This is a genomic window from Capnocytophaga sp. oral taxon 864 (assembly GCF_002998835.1).
In the GTDB taxonomy this organism is placed as follows: Bacteria; Bacteroidota; Bacteroidia; order Flavobacteriales; family Flavobacteriaceae; genus Capnocytophaga; species Capnocytophaga ochracea.
In genome coordinates this window covers 1,564,850-1,588,081 of sequence record NZ_CP027232.1, presented here as the reverse complement: position 1 = coordinate 1,588,081, position 23,232 = coordinate 1,564,850, and the positions used below count along the sequence as shown (strand labels likewise).

The 23,232-nt window shown below is 40.5% G+C and carries 15 protein-coding genes; 7 read left to right on the top strand and 8 right to left on the bottom strand.

Going from position 1 to position 23,232, the window contains the following annotated elements; genetic code table 11:
* Nucleotides 1–7 precede the first annotated feature (7 nt).
* The 8 genes from C3V44_RS07020 to nrfH form a co-directional block, all read right to left on the bottom strand.
* Nucleotides 8–1,177, bottom strand: a complete 1,170-nt coding sequence (locus C3V44_RS07020) for a glycosyltransferase family 4 protein (protein ID WP_106095990.1) — start codon at nt 1,175–1,177, stop codon at nt 8–10.
* Complete coding sequence (locus C3V44_RS07015; RefSeq protein WP_106095989.1) at nt 1,158–1,988, bottom strand: glycosyltransferase family 2 protein; 831 nt, start codon at nt 1,986–1,988, stop codon at nt 1,158–1,160. Before C3V44_RS07015 ends, C3V44_RS07020 begins: the two co-directional genes overlap by 20 nt.
* Nucleotides 1,989–3,110: an EpsG family protein gene (locus C3V44_RS07010; RefSeq protein ID WP_106095988.1), complete on the bottom strand. Its 1,122-nt coding sequence runs from the start codon at nt 3,108–3,110 to the stop codon at nt 1,989–1,991.
* A complete protein-coding gene (locus C3V44_RS07005; RefSeq protein WP_254425410.1) occupies nt 3,107–4,453 on the bottom strand; it encodes a lipopolysaccharide biosynthesis protein in 1,347 nt (448 codons plus the stop codon). The genes C3V44_RS07010 and C3V44_RS07005 overlap by 4 nt, the downstream gene beginning before the upstream one ends.
* A 611-nt stretch (nt 4,454–5,064) precedes the next feature.
* Entirely contained in the window at nt 5,065–5,859 is a 795-nt protein-coding gene (gene ccsA, locus C3V44_RS07000; protein WP_053581532.1) for a cytochrome c biogenesis protein CcsA, read from the bottom strand.
* 46 nt (nt 5,860–5,905) lie between these two features.
* Nucleotides 5,906–7,120 (bottom strand): cytochrome c biogenesis protein ResB, encoded by a 1,215-nt coding sequence (locus C3V44_RS06995; protein WP_106095986.1) that lies wholly within the window; start codon nt 7,118–7,120, stop codon nt 5,906–5,908.
* Between the two features lie 83 nt (nt 7,121–7,203).
* Nucleotides 7,204–8,670 carry an ammonia-forming cytochrome c nitrite reductase gene (nrfA, locus tag C3V44_RS06990; protein ID WP_106095985.1) on the bottom strand — a complete coding sequence of 489 codons (1,467 nt, stop codon included), beginning with the start codon at nt 8,668–8,670 and terminating at the stop codon, nt 7,204–7,206.
* A 27-nt stretch (nt 8,671–8,697) separates the two neighbouring features.
* A complete protein-coding gene (gene nrfH, locus C3V44_RS06985) occupies nt 8,698–9,315 on the bottom strand; it encodes a cytochrome c nitrite reductase small subunit (protein WP_106095984.1) in 618 nt (205 codons plus the stop codon).
* 186 nt (nt 9,316–9,501) lie between these two features.
* Between nrfH and C3V44_RS06980 the strand changes: the two genes are divergently transcribed.
* The 7 genes from C3V44_RS06980 to C3V44_RS06945 all read left to right on the top strand — a co-directional run bounded on the left by C3V44_RS06980 (nt 9,502) and on the right by C3V44_RS06945 (nt 23,158).
* Nucleotides 9,502–10,896, top strand: coding sequence for an alginate export family protein (locus C3V44_RS06980; RefSeq protein WP_106095983.1), 1,395 nt, complete (start codon nt 9,502–9,504; stop codon nt 10,894–10,896).
* 815 nt (nt 10,897–11,711) lie between these two features.
* Nucleotides 11,712–14,723: a TonB-dependent receptor gene (locus tag C3V44_RS06970; protein ID WP_106095982.1), complete on the top strand. Its 3,012-nt coding sequence runs from the start codon at nt 11,712–11,714 to the stop codon at nt 14,721–14,723.
* A gap of 9 nt (nt 14,724–14,732) precedes the next feature.
* The gene (locus C3V44_RS06965) at nt 14,733–16,268 is read left to right on the top strand and encodes a RagB/SusD family nutrient uptake outer membrane protein (protein ID WP_106095981.1); all 1,536 of its coding nucleotides are present in this window, start codon (nt 14,733–14,735) and stop codon (nt 16,266–16,268) included.
* Between the two features lie 71 nt (nt 16,269–16,339).
* A complete protein-coding gene (locus C3V44_RS06960) occupies nt 16,340–17,176 on the top strand; it encodes a LamG domain-containing protein (protein WP_106095980.1) in 837 nt (278 codons plus the stop codon).
* Complete coding sequence (locus C3V44_RS06955) at nt 17,166–17,939, top strand: prolyl oligopeptidase family serine peptidase (protein WP_106095979.1); 774 nt, start codon at nt 17,166–17,168, stop codon at nt 17,937–17,939. Before C3V44_RS06960 ends, C3V44_RS06955 begins: the two co-directional genes overlap by 11 nt.
* A gap of 721 nt (nt 17,940–18,660) precedes the next feature.
* Nucleotides 18,661–20,043, top strand: coding sequence for a glucoamylase family protein (locus C3V44_RS06950; protein WP_106095978.1), 1,383 nt, complete (start codon nt 18,661–18,663; stop codon nt 20,041–20,043).
* A gap of 310 nt (nt 20,044–20,353) precedes the next feature.
* Nucleotides 20,354–23,158, top strand: coding sequence for a triple tyrosine motif-containing protein (locus C3V44_RS06945; protein WP_106095977.1), 2,805 nt, complete (start codon nt 20,354–20,356; stop codon nt 23,156–23,158).
* Nucleotides 23,159–23,232 lie beyond the last annotated feature (74 nt).

The following is a 23,232-nucleotide window of genomic DNA, read 5'->3' as shown; positions in this document are numbered from 1 at the left end:
TGTACAACTATTTTTTAGAAGAAGCAACACTTAATAACTTATTATACATTTCTATCAAGGCTTGCCATACCATTCCCCTGTGATATCGTTGTTCTATCAAAGGTCTACTATTACTCTTTAACTTATGATACAATGGCTTATCATCTAATAATAACGTCATTGCTTTTTGAAAAGCTTCTGTATTTTTAGGAGGAACGATAAGTCCGTTTTTGTTTTCTATAACTATTTCATTACTACCATTGATATCGGTTACGATACAAGGTAATTCCATAGCACCTGCCTCTAATACTACATTGGGGAAGCCTTCGCGATAACTTGGGAATACAAAACAGTTGGCTATTGCTAAATAAGGGCGTACGTCTTTTTGCTCTCCTACGGATATAATATCAGGGTCTGTATCTATGGCGCTTAATGTTTTAGTTTGCAAGGGGTCTAAATGAGCTTCTTGTCTGCCTACTAATAGCAGTTTTATAGGAGATGTTGTTTGCTGTTTCAGTGCTTGAAAAGCGGTAACCAATTCATTAATTCCCTTATCACCTACTAATCTTCCTACAAAAACGTATACAAAATCATCTGCTCCTATGCCTAAGGATGCTCGTAAAGTAGCTTTATCAGTAGCCGAAAAATGTGTTTTAGAAAAATAATCGGTATCTATCCCGTTGATATTGCCATTAGCCAATACTTTTAAGGGTTTTGCTGTAATATGAAATCGCTGTAAATCTCTTTTTACTCCTTCACCTTCGGGATATATATCGGTAGCCGACCAGCATAGTAACTTATCCATCGCTATGAGTAGCCGTTGCATTAAACCTTTGCGAGTGGGAAAAATGAGTCCGGTGAAAGTATGTATCCTGATAGGTACTCCTGCCATTTTTGCAGCCAGCATACTCAATAAGCCTGCCTTTGGAGTAATAGAATGTACTATAGTAGGTTTTTCTCTCTTAAACAAGCGATAAAGTTTCAGTAGAGAACTCAAATCTTTCAAGGGAGCAATAGGGCGCGACATTGCGATAGCAAAGGTATTTACCCCTTCTCGCCTCTTTACCTCTTCCAAGTCTTCTCCTTCACCCGAAATAGCAGTTACCTCAAAAGTCTCGTTCAAGAACTTTAGTTGCCCTTTTAGCAGTGAGTTTAAAGACGAGGGTACAGTGGCAGTTCTAAATAGTTTTGTTTTCATCTTGATAAGCTGTATAAGGTTTTACAGGGTTGATTTTTACATTGCGCCTATTCACAAGCCATTGCTCCATACCAAAAATATGAGCTATTCTATATACAATACCTTTGAGAAAATTCGCTCTAAAATAGTGTTTCCAATAGCTTTCATTAGGATATTTACTAAAAATATAGGCTTTACTTTGCTGAGCTAAAAAATACTTCTTGTAATAGTTATTGCCTACTTCTCTATAAAACATCAAAGGCTCATTTAAACGCACAAAATGGTATTTTGAGTGGGTGCGATACCACAGTTCAGCATCTTCCATACGAAGCGCTTTGGTATCATAAGGATTTTCTAAAAACCACTGTTTTTTAGCTATGATGGTAGGGTGTATAAAGCTTTTTACACGTGTTAAAGTATTTTTAGGAGTGAGAGGGTATCGTGTGCTTGTTACGGCATTCTCATCGTTTATGATATAAGCATTAGTGCCGAGTACATCTATCTCGGGATGAGTTTCCAATATTGCCAATTGTCTTTCAATGCGAGCAGAGTGCATTATATCATCAGCGTCCATTCGGGCAAGATAAAGTCCTTGGGCAAGAGAAGAAAGTTCGTTGAGTCGCGTTGCCAAGTTCTTATTCTTTCCATCGCTTATTACTTTTATACGACTGTCTTTCTGAGCATAGCTTTGAGCAATAGATAAAGAATTGTCAGTGCTTCCATCGTCCAATAGCAACAATTCCCAATTGGTATACGTTTGAGCTTGTACCGATTCAATGGCTAAAGCTAAATACTTTTCGGCATTGTAAAAAGGGAGTCCAATGGTTACCATCTATGCGTGTTTTAAAGTGTTGTACAAAGTGAAAAAGGCGTATAGGAAAATGAAAAAAGCAATCACGGCGGTCTTAGGTTTAAAGTCTTTTGAAAAACAAGGCAGTACAATAAACGGAATTGCTATCCAAGCAAAAAGTCCCCAACGGTCGGAATACGGAATCTGGAATGCCATAAAAAACAGAAAACTTACGCTTACAAAGTATTTTAAAAGCTGGTCGTAAGAGGTACTCCAAGCGCTCGCTACCATAAACGATTGCTTACGTATATAGAGCCCTATCCCCAGAAATAGCGTGGTAAAAGCTACAAATTGTGGCTTGAATCCCACTTGATATAAGCCATCATCATTTAGAAAATAAGTACTAAATCGCCCTGGATCTTTCCGCAAGATAACTTCCATAACCGAAGCAATATTTAACAGCCCTATATTTAGATAGGCTAAGACAATCCCCAATACATATAAGGCTAAAAAATAATACAATGGAATTCTTTTAGCTATTAATTGCAATAGCAGAAATACAACAATAGGAATTATTACAGTGGTATGAGTAATAAAGGCTAATAATAAAAATAGATAAGCTGTGTATTGCTTTCTTTCCCATAAGCTATAAGCAAATATTAAAAAAGCTAAAGAAAGTCCTTGTCTGATAATATTAATGGCTAAACTCTCTGCAAAAAACAATGACACGAAGGAGAAAAAAACAAAAAAAGCATTTGCTTGGTATTTGTTACTTAAGTTTTTCAAAGCATAGGCTATGATTCCGTAGAAAAGTCCTGCAATTATTAGTAAAAATACTGAAAAAGGGGCTCCTATACTACTTAATCCTGCCATCAACCAGCTGAACATTACCTCTATTTTTACAATCGGAGGTACATCGCCTGCCATCCAGTAGTGATAATTTACCGTATCTGTACCTACACTCACGTCTCTAAACCCTACAATCGCAATAAAGTAGAGCACAAAGAAAGGTAAAGCGTGTTTTGAAATAAAAGAGGGTAATTTATCTTCATTCCCTCTATCCATTTGGTATGCCCAAACGAGGGCTATAATAGCCATTAGTGCATAACCAACGTTATACAATAGCTTAAAATACGCTTCTGAAATTCCTAATGGTGCAATCATAGTTCTTTATTTTTATACATAATTTGTTTCACTTCCTTTGCATAAAACACAGCGAAAAGCGACCCTATCACTAAACATTTTAACACAAAAGAGAGGTATAAATTATGAAATTCAATAGCTCGGGTAAAATAGGCTATCAATAATAGCCCTACAAATATAATGGCTACTTTCAGCAGATTCCATAACTGATGCTTTAAAATTCCTTTGAGCACTTTATCAAGAGAGAAACTCACCCAAAGGAACATTATCACACTGTGGATTACAATTCCGTAGAGTACCCACTGAAAACTTCCGCAGTAGGCAATTAAAAGAACGGGAATAATGAGCAGTTTCCCGATGAGTTCTATCCGTAAATATTGGTTAGTGTCACCTAATACCGCAAAATAATCGATATTTAAGTTATAAAGCACTATAAAGACTCCTGAAAGGGAAAGGATTTGTAATATCGGGATACTTTCTATCCATTTTTCTGATAATATAATAATTATTATCTCCTTTGAAGCAAAAAATAGCACACAACTCACAAAACTCACTAATAAGAAAGTAACTTTTTCAAAAAAGAAGAATTTATCACTTTTGGCTTTGAGATTTTCTTCCTTAGAAAGAGTTGAGAAACTTACTTTTTTTACAATCGTAGAAATATTGGAAGAAAACAAATCGCGAAAGGTTACTGCACGAGTGTAATAACCCAAAGCACTTGCACTAAAAAACTTACCAATAAACACGTAGTAAATATTAGTTTGGAGGATATTTAGCAGGTTTGAAAACAGCAAATTCCCTCCATACAAAAACAACTGTTTAAACGATTGCCAAGAGAACAACCAACTGGGGCGCCATTTATTTAAAATCCAAAAAAGTACGACTGTAATAGCTTCTCCAATAAGCACTCTATACACCAAACTGTACACACCCCAGCCTCTTTTTGCCATTACGATAGCGCAAACGGCACTGATAGTTACAGAAATGAGCGAAACAACAGCAATCTTTCTGAAAGCTAATTCTTTTATAAGTATAGTGCGATGTATAAGTTCAAAAGAAACTAATACAATGTTAAGTCCTAATAACTGTAATAGAGGCTGAATAGGAGGGTTACCAAAAAAAGAGGCTATCCCTGCTGATGAGACATAGAGGAGTAGGTATAAAAAGACTGAAAAACATATATTTATAAAGAAGATAGTGCTATAATCGGTTTGTGTAGTGTTCTTTTTATTGATAAGTGCTGCCCCAAAACCTCCTTCTACCAAAACATTTGTTACAGTAATGAAGAAGGTAGCAATACCAATAAGACCAAAATCTTCAGGCACGAGGATACGAGCCAAAATAATCCCTACTACAAAATTCAATATTTGTTGTAGGAAATTATCTACTGAACTCCAAAATAAATGCCTAAAAGAATTGTTTTGTAACATTAAAAAAATGATTCTCTACATTAAGTAGTTAAATTGCAAAAGTAGCAACTCTGCCGAAAAAAAACAACAAAAAGGACGTATTTTTATTTTTTGAGTATTGATAAACAACTTCTCAGAGAGACTCTGAGTGTATCGGAAGGAAACAGAAGAAATCAGAAGAGAGCTGAGAGAAAAATTGGTGAAAAAAGGGTGTTAGGAGGGTGGGGTTAGCTTATAGAGAGCTTATAGGAAGCTTATACGAATCTTGGACGATTGGTATAGAAAGAGTGTATAAGTAGTTGATTCATACTGTGATACAACAGCGCTAAAAATGGTAAAAAGAGGGTTTCGAGGCGAAAGAAAGAGAAAAGGCACTAGGCCTTAGGCAATAGGCACTAGGGGGGAGTATGACGGAAAAGAGGAGGGATAATTAGGGAATTAACAAATTAGAAAATTAGTAAATGGGGAGGTGTAAGCTACACGGGCAGTTATAACTTTCAGCAAAAATCGTAGCACAACAAGTAAAAAAGCTGTTAAGCCCCTCGCTTAACAGCTTTTTTTATTATTTATCCTGAATAGGTATGTACACTCATTTGTGCCGTTGGCAAGTAGTTAACGCCAAACCAACAGATGAGCAACAGTATGAATGCGAGCCCTACAATGATAAAACTCTGAAAAGGTTTCTTTTCTTTGTGATTGTACTTGTGGTGGAGATATACCAAATAGCCGAGCCAAGTGATAAACGCCCAAGTTTCTTTAGGGTCCCACGTCCAATAGTGTCCCCACGCTTCTTTTGCCCAAAGGGCTCCAAAAAGCAATCCAAAGGTGAGAAATACATAGCCTATTTTTACGAGTTGGTCGATGACAGTAAAGATTGATTGTACTTCTTTTCCTTTTTTATAGCGATAAATACCATAGAAAGCAGTAAGTGAAGCCATACCCAACATCGCATAAGCAAAGATATACACGATTACGTGTGGAATGAACCACACGCTCTGTAAGGCAGGCATCAGGGCTTTGTTCATCGTATCGGGGTGAGTGTAGGTAAGCACTATAAATACAATACCCATTACTGCTGAATAGCTAAGCATCCACTTTTGGCGATAGAGCCAATAGATAGCACAGCCTATGAGTCCCATAAAAAAGGCATACCAAATACGCGTTTCGGCAAGTGTGCGCAATGGCGGACGGTCTAAGTTTTGCCATAAGGCAACAATAAAACCTCCTATGGTTAAGGTAGCTACTAAGTGAGCTACAATACTCACTCCTCTAAGTGCTTTGCTCTTGCTGTAGATAAGCGTACCTGAAAGTAGCCACAAAGCTACTGTAATATATGTTATAAGATTAAAATAATGCCACATTTTTAATTAACAATTGACAATTAATAATTAACAACAGCGTTAGCTGTTACTTGTTAGCTGTTTTAGTTTTTACTTCAAAGAGTAGAGCAATACCGCCAGCAAGTAGTAAGAAAATTCCTACATAAACGACAGGTAACCAAGGGTCGGAAATGAGTTCTACCACACTAAGCTCTGACCAGCGTCCCATACGCTCGTCATAACTCAATTGGTAAATACGCCAACCGTCTACACTGATAGGGTGATTCACCTCTATTTTTTCTTCTAAAACTTCTTGTTTTCCTTTTTGGTATACTAATACCTCAGATTGGAATTTGCGTGCTTCGGCAGGAGCCATTACCAAGGTATGCTCATCGTCTAAATGAATGGCACGGGGTGAGAATTGGAAGTTACCTGCAGAAATCCAATCGGTTTTCTTTTTATGAGTACGAAGGTCTTCTACGGTTACCTTAGCCGCATTGGTCGCGCCCCACATCGTGTGATTGATGTAGGTACTATCGGTATCGGGAATAGCTTTTTCAAGATATTGGTGAAGGGTGATTTTCCAGTTCAGCAGGGTTGCATAGTCACCTTCTTTCTCCAGCATAAAGCCTATAGGTTTTTCGTGAGGTAGTGCTGAGCCTGTGCTATCGATAACAAATAGTTTATTAGGGTAGATATCGATACTAAACTCTTTGATTTCCATAGCGATAGGAAGTTGTACTACGCGATTATCATCGGTAGTAGCGTGCCATTCGAGTTTATCCTTATAGAGGTTCATTTTCAGACGTATAATATCTCCCTGACCTAATACGCCAGCGAACATTGTAAGCCATAAGCCAAAGTGGTTGAGGAGGAAAGGTATGTTTTTACGTTGGTAGACCATCGAGCGTTTGAGGATAGAAAACCAAAGGTTCATCAGTGCCAATACGAAGATAATACCAAAGTACCAAGTTTTGGTAAGGTCGTCTAAGCCCAATTTGCCCACAAAGCTATGAGCTACCTCTTGAGGATTTACGTTGATGCTCCCCAAACCAATGGTGAGTACCCCAAGGGTTACGACCGTAACAATAGCAAAAGGCGCTGATGAAAAGCGCACGATGAAATTCGTTTTTCTAAAAATAAAATATACAGCTGTAGTGAGTACCACAAAGGCAAAGCCTCCTATTACATTGTAAGGAAAGCTAAACCAGCTTTTGCTGATACTTCCTAAGGTAAGTTGTAGTATCAGCCCTATGATAAGGGATAAGCACGCTACGAGAATAGCGAAGGGATATTGTTTCATAGTTAGGTAAGAGATAAGAGGTAAGAAATAGGGGCGAATGTAATTCGCCCCTACTCGTCATTTGTCATTCGTAATTCGTTAAATTACTTTTGGGTTACTAAGCGTCCTTTTTCTTTAGCTTCTTTAATCCATTTAGGGACGATAGTTTCCAAGAATCTTTTCTTAGCAGCTTCTTCTTTAGGAATATCTAGACCGATTTCTTTTTGGGCTTTAGCTTTAGTGCTGATATCAGGCATTACGAAAGCTGTTTTGATGTTTAGTTTTTCTTTAAGCACATCTAAATTATTTTCAGCTTGATAAGCATAGATAAGACCATCGCTAAGGAGGCGTTCAGATTCGATAGGAGCGTGGAAAGCGGCACCGTGTGAAGAGTGTACCATATCCCAACGCCATTGTGATTTGCGGATAAGTGCCAAAGTAGGTTTCATTTGTTCTTCAGTAGCACCGTTATCCCACAAGAATTTAGCTTTAAAGTGTACTTTTGCTAATTGTTTTTCGAGTTTCATACGCATACCATATACAGCATCTTGGCGATCGTATACGTTTTTCACCAATTCTTCTTCACTTTGGCGGTGACAAGTTTGGCAACTTGCAGACACGTTACGCAATGGACTGCTGATTTGGTGATCAGTAAATTTCACAGCGCCATCAGTTTTGTAAGGCATATGGCAATCGGCACAAGAAACGCCGCGTTGTCCGTGAATACCGAGTTGAGAAAGTTCATAGTCGGGGTGTTGTGCTTTGAGGATAGGAGTACGGCTAAGTGGGTGTACATAGTCAGTCCAACCTTCTGCATCGTAGTACTCTTCCATCTTTTCAACAGTCATACCTTTATCCCAAGGGAAAGTAAGATATTTTTTATCACCTTTGAAGTAGTACTCTACGTGGCATTGCGCACACACAAGAGAACGCATCTCTTGATGAGTAGCTTTATTGATATCGCGACCTTGACGTTTGAAGGCTTCTTGTAAAGCCAATTGGCTTACTTGCAATTTCATAGTTTTAGTATCGTGGCAAGTAGCACAACCGATAGGATTTACGATTTGGCTACCCCATTGATCCCAAGGAGCGCTGTAATAAGTTTCAGCACCTACTTCTTTAATTAAGCGAGGCACATCAGGGCTTTTACAAGTCCAGCAAGTACCTGGTTGAGGGGAGTGGGTAGAATCGGTAGGGGCACCAGTACGGAGGATTTTAGTAACGTCTTCAATAGCGTGCATATGTCCGCGTGGAGCGTTGTATTCCTTAGAGAAAGAATAACCAGCCCAAAGGATTACCATTTCGGGGCGCAAAGCGAGCAAATCATCATCTTGACTACTCATATACTTAGAGCGGAAAGTAGTGTCGACAGTAGCTGCCCACGAAGCGTATTCACGAGGATAGAACGGTTCGTAAAGCTCGTTGCGGCATTCACCCTCTTTAAGGTTATTACCACCTCTAGCTATTAACTGAGCTTCTGTTGATCTGTTCATTATCGAATTAGCCAATAGACCTAATAAAAAGGTAACCACTGCTAATAAACCTGCAATTAACCAATGTTTCTTTTTCATCGCTGTATAAATTATATTTCGTTTTTTTTAATTATTTGATTTTTCTCTGTTTTTCACCATTTTGTCAAGCCAATCGGGAGTGTTGCTCGGCATATTGTCCACAATAGGCACAGGCGAATGAGGAGCAGCATTAAGCCCTCTCACACGACTGTGAGGTACTTCGCGGTGGCAATCCCAGCACAATTTGCCATTATCGGCGTGTGCCATTTCAGCAGTTACCTTGCCTGCTTGCACTTCGCTTACAAGGGTGCTGTGGCAACGAATACAATTTTCTTGTACTACTCTTTGCCCTGGAGAGTGCATCTTAATCACTTGTGGTTCCATACGGAAGGTGAACATTGTGGCGTGACGCAGACCGTCGTTCGCTTTAAAATAATATTTGCGAAAAACGTTGTCGTGAGGCACGTGACAATCGTTACACATAGTATTGCGACCGTGCGAAGAGTGCATCCACGTAGCGTACTCAGGCTCCATAATATGGCAGTTCACACACGCCTTAGGGTCGTCAGACAGATAGGTATATGCTTTGGATATATAAAATTTGTATCCACAAAGCCCTATCAGTATCCCTACTAACGAGGGAATTAAGAAACGAAACCATCGTCCTTTTTTAGTAGATGGGGTGTTGTTATCTGTTGTCGCCATTATATAAAAAATATTTTTTTCGTTGCTTTTCGTTGCAAATGTAAAATAGTTTCCTTACATTTGTAAAAGAAAATAAAGATATATCCTTATTTTATTGTTATTCTAAATAAGAAACTCTGCTCTTATGTCTTATTTTCAGCATTTTAACCTATTTTAAACGTAAAACATTTTAAAAACACTATACCAATGAAAAAACATTTATTATCATTTTTTGCTTTGGGTACCGCTTTCGTTTTGTACCCCACTTTAGCAACTGCGCAGGTAGAAAATCCTCCTGCCCCTAATGAAGGTGTTCCTCCTCCTCAACCTCCTATGGAAGAGATGATGACGCCACCTCCTCCGCCACCTGCCGATAACGAGTTCACGCTATCAGCACAAATTCGTCCGCGTTTCGAGTACCGCAATGGGGCATATCGTCCTTTAGTAGAAGGTGAATCGCCTGCTATCCTCACCAACAACCGCGTGCGCTTAAACTTCGACTATAAGCATAGCGACCGTCTACATTTGTACGTTTCTCTTCAAAACGTGAACGTTTGGGGGCAAGCGCAACAAGTACAAGCCGTCGATAAAACAGGCGGTATGTCGGTTTTCGAGGCTTACGCCGAATTCCCTCTTGTGAATACCCTTAGCGCAAAAGTAGGTAGACAAGTGATTGCGTTGGACGACGACCGTATTTTCGGCTCTCTCGATTGGCACCCTGCTGGACGTAGCCACGATGCAGTGAACCTCAATTGGACACCTTCTGAAAAGTGGACACTTCGCGGTTTCTTTGCTTATAACCAATCGGGAAGTACCACGACCCCTACTCTAAATGTAAATACTCCTAGCGGACAGAATTTTACTCCAGGATTGGGTCAGGATTATCAACACTTGCAAGCTCTTCACGCGCACTATAGCATCAGTGAAGCACACCAATTGTCGCTCTTGTTTGCTAACTTAGGTTACCGTACTAATGATAGTGCTGACCAAAATATGCAAACTTTCGGTGCGCACTACACTGGCAAAAGTAACCAGTTGAGCTATGGAGCTTCGGCTTATTTGCAAACTGGTAAAAATGCAGGAGGAACTGAAAAGAGTGCTTATATGTTTGCAGTGAACGCAGGCTATAAGTTCTCTCCTATCTTTGGCTTAACCGCTGGTGTAGACTACCTCAGTGGCAATGCTTCTGATGACAATTCTAAAGATAAGAAATTCAATCCATTCAGCGGTACCAACCACAAGTTCTACGGTTTTATGGATTATTACTATGTAGGTTTCACCCCTTCTGTGGGTTTGCTCAATCCGTATCTCACTGCCAATGTACGCACTGGTGAGAAGAGCAACCTCAGCGCTACTTATCACTTCTTTGCACCCGCTGCCAAGTTCGAAACTGATAAGAAGCACAGTAGTCTCGGTAGTGAAATCGACTTGGTGTACAACTTAAAAGTACAACCTTTTATAGGATTGCAAGTAGGTTACTCTACTTATTTTGCTAACGATGGTACTAAAGCCCTCAAAGGTACTGCTAACCAACGCGGTTACCAAGACTGGTTCTGGTGCAGCCTAAATATCAATCCTAAATTGTTCTCTGCGATATTTTAATTGTATTGAACTATAATAAAAAGAGGTAAGAATTGCCATAGCATTCTTACCTCTTCTTTTTTGCTAAATTGTTCACTACATCTCTCTCCTACCTTCGCTTTACCTTCTCCTTTCCGTCGCTACATTCCCCCTATTACCTCCGTCATTCGCCCCTCGTCCTTCGTCATTTCTTCCTCTTTCCGTCATATTCCCCCTAGTGCCTATGGGCTAAGACCTCACACTTCCCCATTTACTAATTTTCTAATTTGCTAATTCCCTAATTATCCCTTCTCCTTTCCGTCACCACATTCCCCCTCTCCTTGGGAGAGGGACGGGGTGAGGATTCCTCTTTCTTTCGCCTCGAAACCCTGTTTTTACCATTTTTTGTGTCGCTGTATTATACTATGAGTCAACTACTTATATACCCTTTCTATACCAATCGTCCAAGATTCGTATAAGCTTCCTATAAGCTCTCTATAAGCTAGCCCCACCCTCCTTACAGCCTTTTTTCATCAAAAAACCTCCCTCTCCTCTTCCGCTCTTCTTCGTTTCCTTCCGAAAATCCTAACCAGTCCGATTTGCTCGACAAGCCAGATCTGTCAAAAAACCTTTTTTATCACTACCTATTTTCTAATTTTCTAATTCTATCATTTTCTAATTCCCTCACTTTTTTACTCTCAAAAATATCTAACAATCAAAATATTGCATTTCTTTGTAGTACTTTTGACGTAGTACGTCATTTCGTTAATTTTTCATTGTAGTAGTTTTGACGTAGCTCTTTTTTTGGAGACAAAAGAAACTTTTAGCAATTTTGCGGTGAAAAAAATCAACAACATATGGAAATAAAGAAAATATTGTTTTTCTTCCTGATGTTTTCTCTAACCGTTACCCTGCACGCTCAGCAAATTACCGTACAAGGTACCGTTTATGAAGAAGGGACTAAAAACCCCATTCCAGGAGCAAACGTAATTGTAAAGGGTACTACCCAGGGTACTTCTACCGACTTCGAAGGGCACTATACACTTCCCAATGTGCCCTCCAATGCCGTCTTAGAAGTCAGCTTCGTAGGTATGCAGACCCAAAATGTAAAAGTAGCAGGACGCTCCCGCATTAATGTTACTTTAAGAGAAAATACCCAAGAGCTCAAAGAAGTAGTAGTGATTGGGTATGGGGCAGCTCAGAAACGAGACCTTACAGGCTCTATTGTCAGTCTTAAAACCGATGAATTTGCTGACCGTCCGTCTACCAACCCCTTAGCCTCTATCCAAGGGAAGGTAGCTGGGGTGCAAATCGTTAATACAGGGCGTGCAGGGCAAGACCCCGAAATACGTATCCGCGGTACAAACTCTATCAACGGCTATACACCTCTATATGTAGTCGATGGGCTCTTTACCGATAATATCAACTACCTCAACCCGCAGGATATCGAGTCTATGGAAATCCTTAAAGACCCCTCGTCTCTCGCAATCTTTGGGGTTCGTGGTGCCAATGGGGTGATTATTATTACCACCAAGAAAGCCAAAAAAGGACAAACAGTCGTAAATATCAATTCTTCCGTAGGATTAAAAGTCATCAACGACCGTGTTGCAATGACTGATGCCGAAGGCTTTAAAACTCTTTATGACGAAGAGTTAGCCAATAAAGGCGCCAATCCGTTTGATTATACCCATTGGCAAGCTAATACCGATTGGCAAGATGAAATCTTCCGCCGTGCGTGGGTGTCCAATCATAACGTGAGCGTAGCTAGCTCAGGCGAGAAAGGACGCTTTTATATGGGGGCAGGTTATACCGATGAAGAAGGTTCTATCAAGCACGAAAAGCTCTCCAAACTTACCCTCAACCTCAGTAGCGATTACAACGTAACCGACTTTTTGCGTTTTGGTTTCCAAGCCAACGGCTCACGTATCCTACCTGCTGACGGGCGTGGTGTAGAAGCAGCGCTCAAAGCGGTTCCTATTGCCCCTGTGAAAGATGAAAATACAGGTTTGTTTTACGATATGCCTAACTTCCAAAATGCACAGGTATACAATCCTATGATACGTGTAGAAGAACAAGCTAATAATGCCAAAGCTTCTATTCACCGTTTAACAGGGAACATCTATGGAGAATTGAAGTTCTTGAAAGACTTTACTTTCAAAGCCACTTTCTCCGCCGATTATAACGTGCACGAAGAACGCAAATTTGACCCTCTTACCTATGTGTATAGTCCTTTAACTCGCGATAAAAAACACATAGGAGGGCAGTATGAAACCCTTTCACAATCTAAGGCAACCACTTTGCGCACTCAGCAAGATTACATACTTTCATTTAAAAAGCAATGGGGGAAACACAACCTCAATGCAATGACAGGGCTCACTACTGATTATAAAGAATATTCTAAGTTAAATGGAGCGCGTAGTCAGCATATGGACGATATTATCTTTTCTCCTAACGGCAATACCGATAAATGGTGGCTTTCTTCTTTTGGAGCTAAGAATTCTTCTAATGGTTCTTCACAAAACAGACGCTTCACGATGTCTTACCTTCTTAGAGCTCTTTATAATTACGACAATCGTTATTTGCTCAACGCTTCTTATCGCCGTGATGGAGCTTCAGTATTTCATCGCTTGGGTAATACGTGGGACAACTTCTACTCCTTTGGCGCAGGTTGGGTACTCAGTGAAGAAGCCTTTATGAAAAACCAAAAAGTAGTAGATTACCTCAAACTAAAAGGTTCTTGGGGTGTGCTAGGTAACCAAAACACAGGCAATGACTATCCTCTTTACCCTAGATTAGTAAGTTCAAGTAGTGCTGTTTTTGGCGACCGTATTATTACAGGCTATGTACCTGCCTATTTAGTACAAAACTTAGGTTGGGAAAAGACCTATGCGTGGGAAGCCGGTGCCGAGTTCCGTTTCTTGGGCAATCGCCTCAGTGTAGAGCCTGTTTACTATCACAAGAAAACCAAAGACCTTATTGTAAATCTGCCTAGCCTTGCAGGTACACAAAACTCTTTGGAGAACCTCGGAGAGATAGAGAATAAAGGTTGGGAAATTTCAGCCTCTTGGCAAGACCAACTCAAAGAAAGCGGATTTAGTTATGGTGTAAGTGCCAATATTACCACTATTGATAACAAAGTGCTTTCATTAGGTCGTAATGCTGAGTATGCTGTTTATAGTGGTCCAAACGACGTAGCGCGTAGCTTGGAAGGTTATCCTATTGGTCATTTTTACGGCTACAGAGTGATTGGTGTATATCAAAATTATCAGGACATTGCCAATTCTCCAGTAAATTCTTTTGGAGCTAAACCTGGTGACCTTAAATTTGCCGATCTCAACGGTGATGGCGTGATAGACACCAAAGACCGTGAGATGATAGGTAATCCTACCCCAGACCTTACCTATGGTTTCAGTCTCAATCTCGGCTACAAAGGCTTTGACCTTTCAGCAGAGTTTATGGGAGCTTATGGCAACGAAATCTATCGCGGTTGGGGCGAAAGTGGTTATGCGACCCTTAACTACCAAGCACACCGCTTGAACCGTTGGCACGGCGAAGGTACTTCTAACTGGGAACCTATTGTAGATAACAGTCGCCCCATCAATCGTATGAACTCTTCATACTATATAGAAGATGGTAGCTTTTTCCGCTTGCGCAACGTGCAGTTAGGCTATAGCTTGCCACAAGACGTATTACAACGTCTAAGAGTACAGAAATTGCGCTTCTATGCCAATATGCAAAACCTCAAAACTTGGCATAAAAATACAGGGTATGTTCCCGAAATAGGAGGTAGTGCCTTATCTTTCGGTATCGATACGGGTACTTATCCTATGCCAATGATTATTACTTACGGTGTAAATATCACTTTTTAATTAACAATTATGAAAAAGAATATAAACCATATTATAGCAATAGGATTAATGGCAACAAGTATTGCCCTCTTCACCCATTGCAACAAGTTCGACCAAGAGCCTCAAGGCGAATGGTATGAAGGAGAACAAAAAGGAGCAGCTGGTACTTATGAAGCCGAAGTATTCGGGATGTATGGTAAAATACGAGCTTCTTCTATCACGTCAGGATTGCCAGCTTTGGCGGTACACAGCTTCCGTAGTGAAGATGCCGAAAAAGGCTCTAACGCAGGAGACTCAGCTGATTCTAAGAATGTAGACGAATTCAATTACGTAGCTACCAATGCTCTTGTATCACAGTATTACGACGGAAATTACCAATTGATTTTCGCAGCCAATACCGTAATTGACAAGATTAATAATGCTAATCAAGCCTCTTTGGCAGAAACAGATAAAGTCAATAGAGGAGAAGCTCATTTCTTCCGTGCTTATGCTTTTTTCAATTTGGTGCGCGCCTTTGGTGAAGTACCTCTTATTAACTTCTCGGTGAAAAGTAGAGATGAAGCCAATAAACCAAAAGCATCAGTAGAAAACATTTACGCACAAATTGATGCTGACCTCGCTATTGCTGAGCGCGATTTACCACGAATGTGGCCTACTACTTTTGTAGGACGCCTTACTTGGGGAGCTGCTCGCGCCCTGCACGCTCGCACCTATATGATGCGTAGTAATTGGCAAGAAATGTATACCGCTTCTGTAGATGTAATTAACTCAGGATTGTATAATCTAAGTGCCGATTACAATAAGATTTTCCGTGAGACAGGCGAGAATGGACCCGGTTCTATTTTTGAATTGCAATGCACTTTTGATAAGGCATACGGAGCAGAACAAGTAGGAAGTACTTTTGCCCAAGTACAAGGAGTACGCGGTTCTGGACAATGGGATTTCGGTTGGGGTTTCAACTGTCCTACTCAATACTTAGCCGATGCTTTTGAAGCAGGTGACCCTCGCAAAGATGAAACCTTGCTTTATTTTGCTAAAAATATAGCAGAAGCCAACGCTATGCAGCCTAATACACCCTATGGCGAAAAACCTATTGCTAATAATGATGTAGTGAATAAGTATTATAACAAGAAAGTATATACTGATCCTGCTTTGCGTCGCACCAATAGCAAGTTTGGTTATTGGTTCAATATTCGCCTTATTCGTTATTCAGATGTACTCTTAATGGCTGCCGAAGCAGCTAATGAGCTTGGTAACAGCACCGAAGCCCTTACCTACTTGGAACAAGTGCGCGCCCGTGCAAGACGAACTAGTAGCACCCCCGTGCTTCCTGCCGTTACTACCACCAATCAAAGTGATTTGCGTAAGGCTATTCGTCACGAGCGCCGTGTAGAACTGGGTATGGAGTTTGACCGCTTTTATGACTTAGTACGTTGGAATATAGATGTAGAAACTCTTCATAATGCAGGTAAAGCCTCTTATCAAGTAAAACATCGTTTGTTCCCTTTACCACAAACACAGATAGACCGTTCTAACGGTGTACTTGTACAAAACCCTAATTATTAATTGAGATAACAGGTCTAAACTTAGCCAAAATTTCAAACTTTGGCTAAGTTAAAAATCTAAAATTTACTACAATGAAAAAATATGTATTATATATCAGTTTTATGGTGAGTCTGACAGCTTTTACCAGCTGTTTCCAAGACTTAGACCAAGACCCTGCGTTTGATTATCCCAAGCAACCTCCTATCTTAGACTATGTAAAGCCTAAATTGGCTTTTACTTTTGAAGATAATAGTGAGGATATGAGTGTGTATAAAGCAACTACTCAGGTAGTAGGAAATGCTTCTTATACAAAAGGAAAAGTAAAGAAAGCTTATCAAGGAGCTGATAATAGCTATATACTTATCACGCCTCCTACTACTCCACTTAATGGTGATAAATCGTTGCACGATGTATTGAGTAACTTAGGTAGTTTTTCTATCGCTTTTTGGATGAATGCCGAAAAACCTACTAAGGCAACAGGATTATTTTCTTTAACCAATAACAAAGGCTTTTGGAGTTATATAGACCTATTTATGGAACCAGGTAATTCTACTCAAACCAATGGACGTTTTAAACTGCATTTGAGCAACGGTACCAAAGATGGTTGGGTAGATAAGGTAATCCCAGAAACATTAGGCAAATGGGTACATTTGGTCTTTCGTTATGATGCTACCACAGGTAAGTTTACTATTTTTCGGAATGGAGCAGAGGTGCATTCGCAAGAATTTAAGACTTTGGGAGGCATAGCGTGCCCCAACTTAGGTACTCTTGTAATAGGAACGCTTCCTTTTCAAACTACTCCTCCGCTCACCACTGGGGCAGGTGCACAAGGATGGGCAGGATTCTACAAAGGTCAGTTAGACCAGTTTTATTTCTTTAATGAACCTATTAATGATGTTCAAATAAAAACATTAGCGAGTGAAAAATAGATATTTAATAATTTTTATCATCTTTCTTTACAGCATCAGTATCAGTGCTCAGAATGAGGCGTATACCAAAGGCGTATATGTGGATAAGCAAAAGAATAGTATGCCTTATCGCTTTCTTCAACCTAAAAAAATGGAGAAAGGCAAGAAATACCCTTTGGTGCTCTTCTTGCACGGAGCTGGCGAAAGAGGGAACGATAATGAGAGTCAGTTGCGCAATGGGGGCACAGTGTTTAGCAATCCTGCAAACCGAGAAAAGTATCCTTGCTTTGTGCTCTTTCCTCAGTGCCCTGAGGAGGCGTATTGGTCGCTTGAAAAGCGCCCTGACCAAGGTTACAAAAGCGGTAATCCTCTGCCAAAGGACACTCCTATTACCAGTCATTTGCGGTTGGTGAAGGAACTTTTAGACGAGACTTTGGCTACATATCCTATCGACCCTAAGCGGGTGTACATTATGGGCATTTCGATGGGTGCGATTGCTACTTTGGATATGGTGTATCGCTTTCCTGATACCTTTGCCAAAGCTGTCTCGATATGTGGGGCGACTAATATAGAGCGTATGCGCGAGTTCAAAGGGAAAACAAAATTCCGTTTCTATCACGGTGATATTGACGATGTGATACCGGTGACTTACTCGCGCGAAGCCTATGAGGCGTTGAAAAGCACTGGAAAGAAAGTAGAATACATAGAGTTCTACGGAGCTAATCACAACGCTTGGCATCCTGCTTTTAACACCAAAGACTTTTTAGAATGGAGTTTTAGGTAAAGCAAATGAGGAAATTAGCAAATGAGGAAATTAGAAAATATTATCAGTTTATTCAACTTTGCCAAAGTTTCAAACTTTGGCAAAGTGTATATCCTTAAAAGTGACATATCTGAGCTATCGGAAGGAAACGGAGTAATTCGGAAGAAGGGAGGGAGAAATTTTAGCGAAAAAAAGCTGTAAGGAGGGTGGGGTTAGCTTATAGAGAGCTTATAGGAAGCTTATACGAATCTTGGACGATTGGTATAGAAAGGGTGTATAAGTAGTTGACTCATAGTATAATACAGCGATATAAAAAATGGCAAAAACGGGGTTTCGAGGCGAAAGAAAGAGGAATAGGTGATAGGCCTTAGGCCATAGGCAATAGGGGGGAGTGTGACGGAAAAAAGAAAGAAATGACGAATGACGAGAGACGAATGTCGAAGGAAATATGATGAAAATATCCTCTTAGTATTGTATAAACATCCCCCTAGCCCCCCTTCAAAGGGGGAATGTAGTGACGGAAAATCAAAAGAAACCTCTCTCTTCTCACATACTCCGCTCTCGCAGACTTCCGTTTAAAGGGGGAAATTAGTGATGGATAGGAGCACGAGCTACAAGCTCGCGCTAGCGGGGAGATAAGTAGCTGATGTTACTAGATTGCACAGATTGCAATATAAATATAACTGTAAATCAGTATTAATATTATATTGAATTGATGTTAAAATAGAAAAATATACAAAATATGAAGCATTTCAAACAGATAAACAGAACACTTTTTGTGCTTCTTATTGCATTCTGCGCGTCGTGCAGTTGCAGTAAGGACAGTAAGAAAGGCGGTAATACGCCTACTCCTAAACCACCTGTTGAAAAGAACCGTCCGATGGAATTTGCTTCCGACGATGCTTTCTTGGATTATATTCAGCGTTCGCACCTCAACTATATGTGGGATGGTGCCGAACCTAATTCGGGGTTAGCCCCTGAGCGCAATCATATAGATGTGCCTTCCGATGATGCTCATATCATCACTACGGGAGGTTCGGGCTTTGGGATTGCAGGGCTATTGGTGGGTGTAGAGCGCGGTTTTATCCCTCGTGCACAAGCGGTAGAAAGATTTACAAAAATCGTAACTTTCTTGGAGAAAGCCGACCGTTATCACGGTGTATGGTCGCATTGGATAGACGGGCGTACGGGTAAGACCAAGCCTTTTGGACAGAAAGACAACGGGGGTGACCTTGTGGAAAGCGCTTTCTTGATGCAAGGATTGCTTTGTGTACGTCAGTATTTCAAAGATGGCAACGATACCGAAAAAGCCTTAGCCCAGCGTATTGATAAATTATGGCGCGAAATGGAATGGGATTGGTACCTAAACGGACAAGATGTGCTCTATTGGCATTGGAGTCCCGATTATGCTTGGCAGATGAATTTTCCTCTGAAAGGTTATAACGAGTGCCTGATTACCTATATTTTGGCAGCTTCTTCACCAACCCACACCATTCCTGCTTCGGCTTATCACAACGGTTGGGCACGCGGAGGAGCTATTAAAAGCTCTCAGGTAACTTACAATTTGCCACTTATTCTCAAGCACAACGGAGCAGAACAATACGGAGGTCCGCTATTTTGGGCGCATTATTCGTACATAGGGTTGAACCCCAAAGGACTCAGTGATGATTATGCCAATTACTGGGATTTGAATCGCAATCACACCCTTATCAACTACAAATATTGCCTAGAAAACCCCAAAGGTTATAAAGGTTATGGGGCGAACTGCTGGGGACTTACCGCCAGTTATTCAGTAAAAGGGTACTCAGCCCACAGCCCTAGTAACGATTTAGGGGTAATCGTGCCTACTGCCGCCCTTTCCAGTTTCCCTTATACCCCTCAAGAATCAATGGCTGCGCTCAAGCATTTCTATTACGATTTGGGCGATACTATTTGGGGTAAATACGGCTTTTACGACGCTTTCAGCGAGCAAGCGGTATGGTATCCTAAGCGTTATTTAGCAATCGACCAGCTTACTATTGCCCCGATGATAGAAAACCACCGCACAGGCTTCGTATGGAAACTGTTTATGAGTTGCCCCGAAGTGCAGGAGGGATTAAAGAAACTGAATTTTAAGGTGCAGTAAAAAAGATAAAAGGTAAAGCCCAGCATTATCTTATATCTAACCTAACCAGAAGTTTATTACTAACAGTGTTTTGAAAATTGGGTTTTAACAAAGGGCGATGTGTGAACATCGCCCTTTGTTTGATTAATGACTAAAAATAAAGAATAACAATTTTAATACGATAATACCAAAAATGCCAATAATACCAAGTCAGAGACGAATGATGAGGGAGAAATAAGCGAAAAGAGACTTTCATTGAAAATAGAGGATGTTTTTTGGAATATTCAAAATAAAATAGTTATCTTTGCCAGCAACTAAACTTTAATACCTTATGCGTATGCGTGTTTTTTTGTGTGTTTTGATGGGGTGGTTTGTAGGGACGATACACGCTCAGTTATTGCCACCTATCTATAACTACGCTCCTTCGGTATACTTGGGTGAGAGTCAGAATTGGAAAATATGTCAAGCGATAAATCAAAAGATATATTTTGCTAACAATATAGGTCTGTTGGAGTTCAATGGGGTGGTATGGCAACATTACCCCTTGCCCAATGGGGCGATAGTGCGCGCCGTAAACGCCAAAGGTAACACTATCTATACGGGAGGTTTTGCTGAATTTGGTTATTGGCAAGCAGATGCTTTCAACCGTTTGCAATATACTTCACTAAGTAAACGCTTGCCACCTAAGGATATAGAAGATGAAGAGGTATGGAAAATTGTTTTTTTTGACCATTGGGTGCTCTTCCAGTCGTTGCACAAACTTTATATTTACGACTCTCAGCACGACCGCTTTCACATTGTGCATTCGCAAAACAACCTACCTAAAATCTTCAAAGTGGGCGAGCATATCTTCTTTCAAAAGATGAATGAGGGGCTTTTTGCTCTTGTGAATGGTAAAGAGGAGTTGCGTTCGGAAGCATCTCTTTTCCGCGAGCATATTGTTATTAATATCTTCCCATATAAAGGTAAGTTTCTATTTGTTACCCAAGACAAAGGCATTTACGAAGGAACACCTGCTGAGGTGAGACCTTGGCAAGTGAGTACTGGAGCGCTTACTTCTTCTTTAAATATCTATAGTTGCGAACAACTCTCTGACGGTTCTATCTTGCTGGGGACGATTGCCAATGGTGTATACCGATTATCGCCAGAAGGACAACTGTGGGAGCACCTTCATCAGAAACAAGGCTTGCAAAACAACACAGTGCTTTCTATCTTCGAGGACAAAGAACACAATGTGTGGTTAGGCTTAGACAATGGCATTAGTATGGTGAATTTCTTTTCGCCTTTCCGCCAGTATAAAGATAACGAAGGAGTGTTAGGAGCTGTTTATACCTCTATTGTTTACCAAGGTGATTTGTATTTGGGTACCAATCAGGGGCTTTTTTATGCGCCTTTTCCTTTGAAAGCAGGTCAGCCATTTCAGTTGGTTGAAGGTACTAAAGGGCAAGTGTGGCAACTGAAAGAACTACAAGGCACTTTGTTTTGTGGGCACAATTCAGGTACGTTTGTGATAAACAACCATCGTGCACAGTTGGTTTGTAATCTTTTGGGTACTTGGGATATTAAACCTGTGGAAGGACACCCTAATTGGCTCTTGCAAGGTAATTATGAAGGTTTATACCTTTTGGAACTGAAAGAAGGGCGTTGGCAATATCGCAATAAGATAACAGGATTCAACGTATCGAGTAGGTTTTTTGAGTTTATTTCGCCTACTGAACTATTGGTAAGCCACGAGTACAAAGGCGTGTTCCGGTTGCAACTCTCCCCTGATTTTACCAGAGTACTCCAAGTGCACAAAGAGACTTCTGCTCCAATGGGACGCAAGTCGGCGATTGCTAAATACCGCAATGAGATTTGGTATTTTACTGAAAAAGGCTTGTTTAAATATGATATTACCGCACGTAAGTTTGTGCAAGATGAAAGCCTTACCCATCGGCTATTCGACCAAGATGCCTACTTATCGGGCACTATGTTACAGGGCAAAGAGGACGGATTGTGGTTTTTTACCCAATACAATATAGTGAAGGTGAGTCAGGGTAAGTTAGACAAGGCGCTTCAGCTGAAAAAGATGCCTCTCTCGGCTACTTTTCGCAAGGATTTGGTAGGGTTTGAGAACCTCAATGAGTACCGAGAAGGTGATTGCCTTTTAGGTACGAGCACCGGCTTTATGGATTTTGTGTTTAATCCGTCGCACCATACCGCTTATGAGGTGCATATAGACCATATAGATAAAAGCAAAGTGGAAGGCGTATGGCAACCTATTGCTCTTAATAGTACTGATAACCGCTGGGCACATAACCAAAACAATCTGCGTTTTAGCTATAGTGTACCTGCCTATAATGCGATGTTTCAAACTGTATATCAATATAAATTGGAAGGACTTTACGAGCACTGGAGCGACTGGAGCAAGGAGGCAAGTGTGCAGTTTGATAATCTGCCTGCGGGTGATTATACCTTTTTGGTAAGAGCCAGAGTGGGAAATGCTGTTTCGACCAATACGGCTACTTTTCACTTTGTAATAGAAAAACCTTGGTATGCCACTAATGTGATGATAGCTACCTATATAGGACTCTTACTGCTTTTGCTTTTTATAATTCACCGAGTGTATAGAGTTCATTACAAGCGTCATAAGAAGAAAGTAGAACAAGAAAAGGAGAAAGAACTCGCCCTATTGCAACTGGAAAATGACCGCACAGTAATGAAACTCCAAAACGATAAGCTCCAGAGTGAAGTGGAGAGCAAGAACCGCGAGCTGGCGGTGACTACGATGAACATCGTGCGCAAGAATGAACTGCTGATGAGCATCAAAGAGGCACTTTTGAATAGTGGCAATAGCAAACACGTATTGCATATTGTGGAAGATAATATTAACAGCGAAGGTGACTGGGAGCATTTTAAAGAAATCTTTAATCAAACTGACCGCGACTTCCTTAATCGGCTTAAATCACTTCACCCTGACCTTACTCCTAATGACATCAAACTGTGTATTTACCTGCGTTTGAACCTTTCGAGTAAAGAAATTGCTCCACTACTGAACATCTCTACCCAAAGTATAGAGATAAAGCGCTACCGCTTGCGTAAAAAGATGCGTTTAGAGCGCAACCAGAACCTTACTGACTATATTCTAAAGCTCTAAATTAATGATTAATGGTTAATGATTAATAGTGCGAGCCACATAGGCAGATGTGAGTTGTACGAGCGAGTAGAAAA

Excerpts from the sequence above, each read along its gene's own strand:
- C3V44_RS07010 (WP_106095988.1), bottom strand. The coding sequence starts at position 3,110 with ATGATTGCACCATTAGGAATTTCAGAAGCGTATTTTAAGCTATTGTAT.
- ccsA (WP_053581532.1), bottom strand. The coding sequence starts at position 5,859 with ATGTGGCATTATTTTAATCTTATAACATATATTACAGTAGCTTTGTGG.
- C3V44_RS06945 (WP_106095977.1), top strand. The coding sequence starts at position 20,354 with ATGCGTATGCGTGTTTTTTTGTGTGTTTTGATGGGGTGGTTTGTAGGG.
- C3V44_RS07015 (WP_106095989.1), bottom strand. The coding sequence starts at position 1,988 with ATGGTAACCATTGGACTCCCTTTTTACAATGCCGAAAAGTATTTAGCT.
- C3V44_RS06960 (WP_106095980.1), top strand. The coding sequence starts at position 16,340 with ATGAAAAAATATGTATTATATATCAGTTTTATGGTGAGTCTGACAGCT.
- nrfA (WP_106095985.1), bottom strand. The coding sequence starts at position 8,670 with ATGAAAAAGAAACATTGGTTAATTGCAGGTTTATTAGCAGTGGTTACC.
- nrfH (WP_106095984.1), bottom strand. The coding sequence starts at position 9,315 with ATGGCGACAACAGATAACAACACCCCATCTACTAAAAAAGGACGATGG.
- C3V44_RS06970 (WP_106095982.1), top strand. The coding sequence starts at position 11,712 with ATGGAAATAAAGAAAATATTGTTTTTCTTCCTGATGTTTTCTCTAACC.
- C3V44_RS06980 (WP_106095983.1), top strand. The coding sequence starts at position 9,502 with ATGAAAAAACATTTATTATCATTTTTTGCTTTGGGTACCGCTTTCGTT.
- C3V44_RS06995 (WP_106095986.1), bottom strand. The coding sequence starts at position 7,120 with ATGAAACAATATCCCTTCGCTATTCTCGTAGCGTGCTTATCCCTTATC.
- C3V44_RS06965 (WP_106095981.1), top strand. The coding sequence starts at position 14,733 with ATGAAAAAGAATATAAACCATATTATAGCAATAGGATTAATGGCAACA.
- C3V44_RS07020 (WP_106095990.1), bottom strand. The coding sequence starts at position 1,177 with ATGAAAACAAAACTATTTAGAACTGCCACTGTACCCTCGTCTTTAAAC.
- C3V44_RS06950 (WP_106095978.1), top strand. The coding sequence starts at position 18,661 with ATGAAGCATTTCAAACAGATAAACAGAACACTTTTTGTGCTTCTTATT.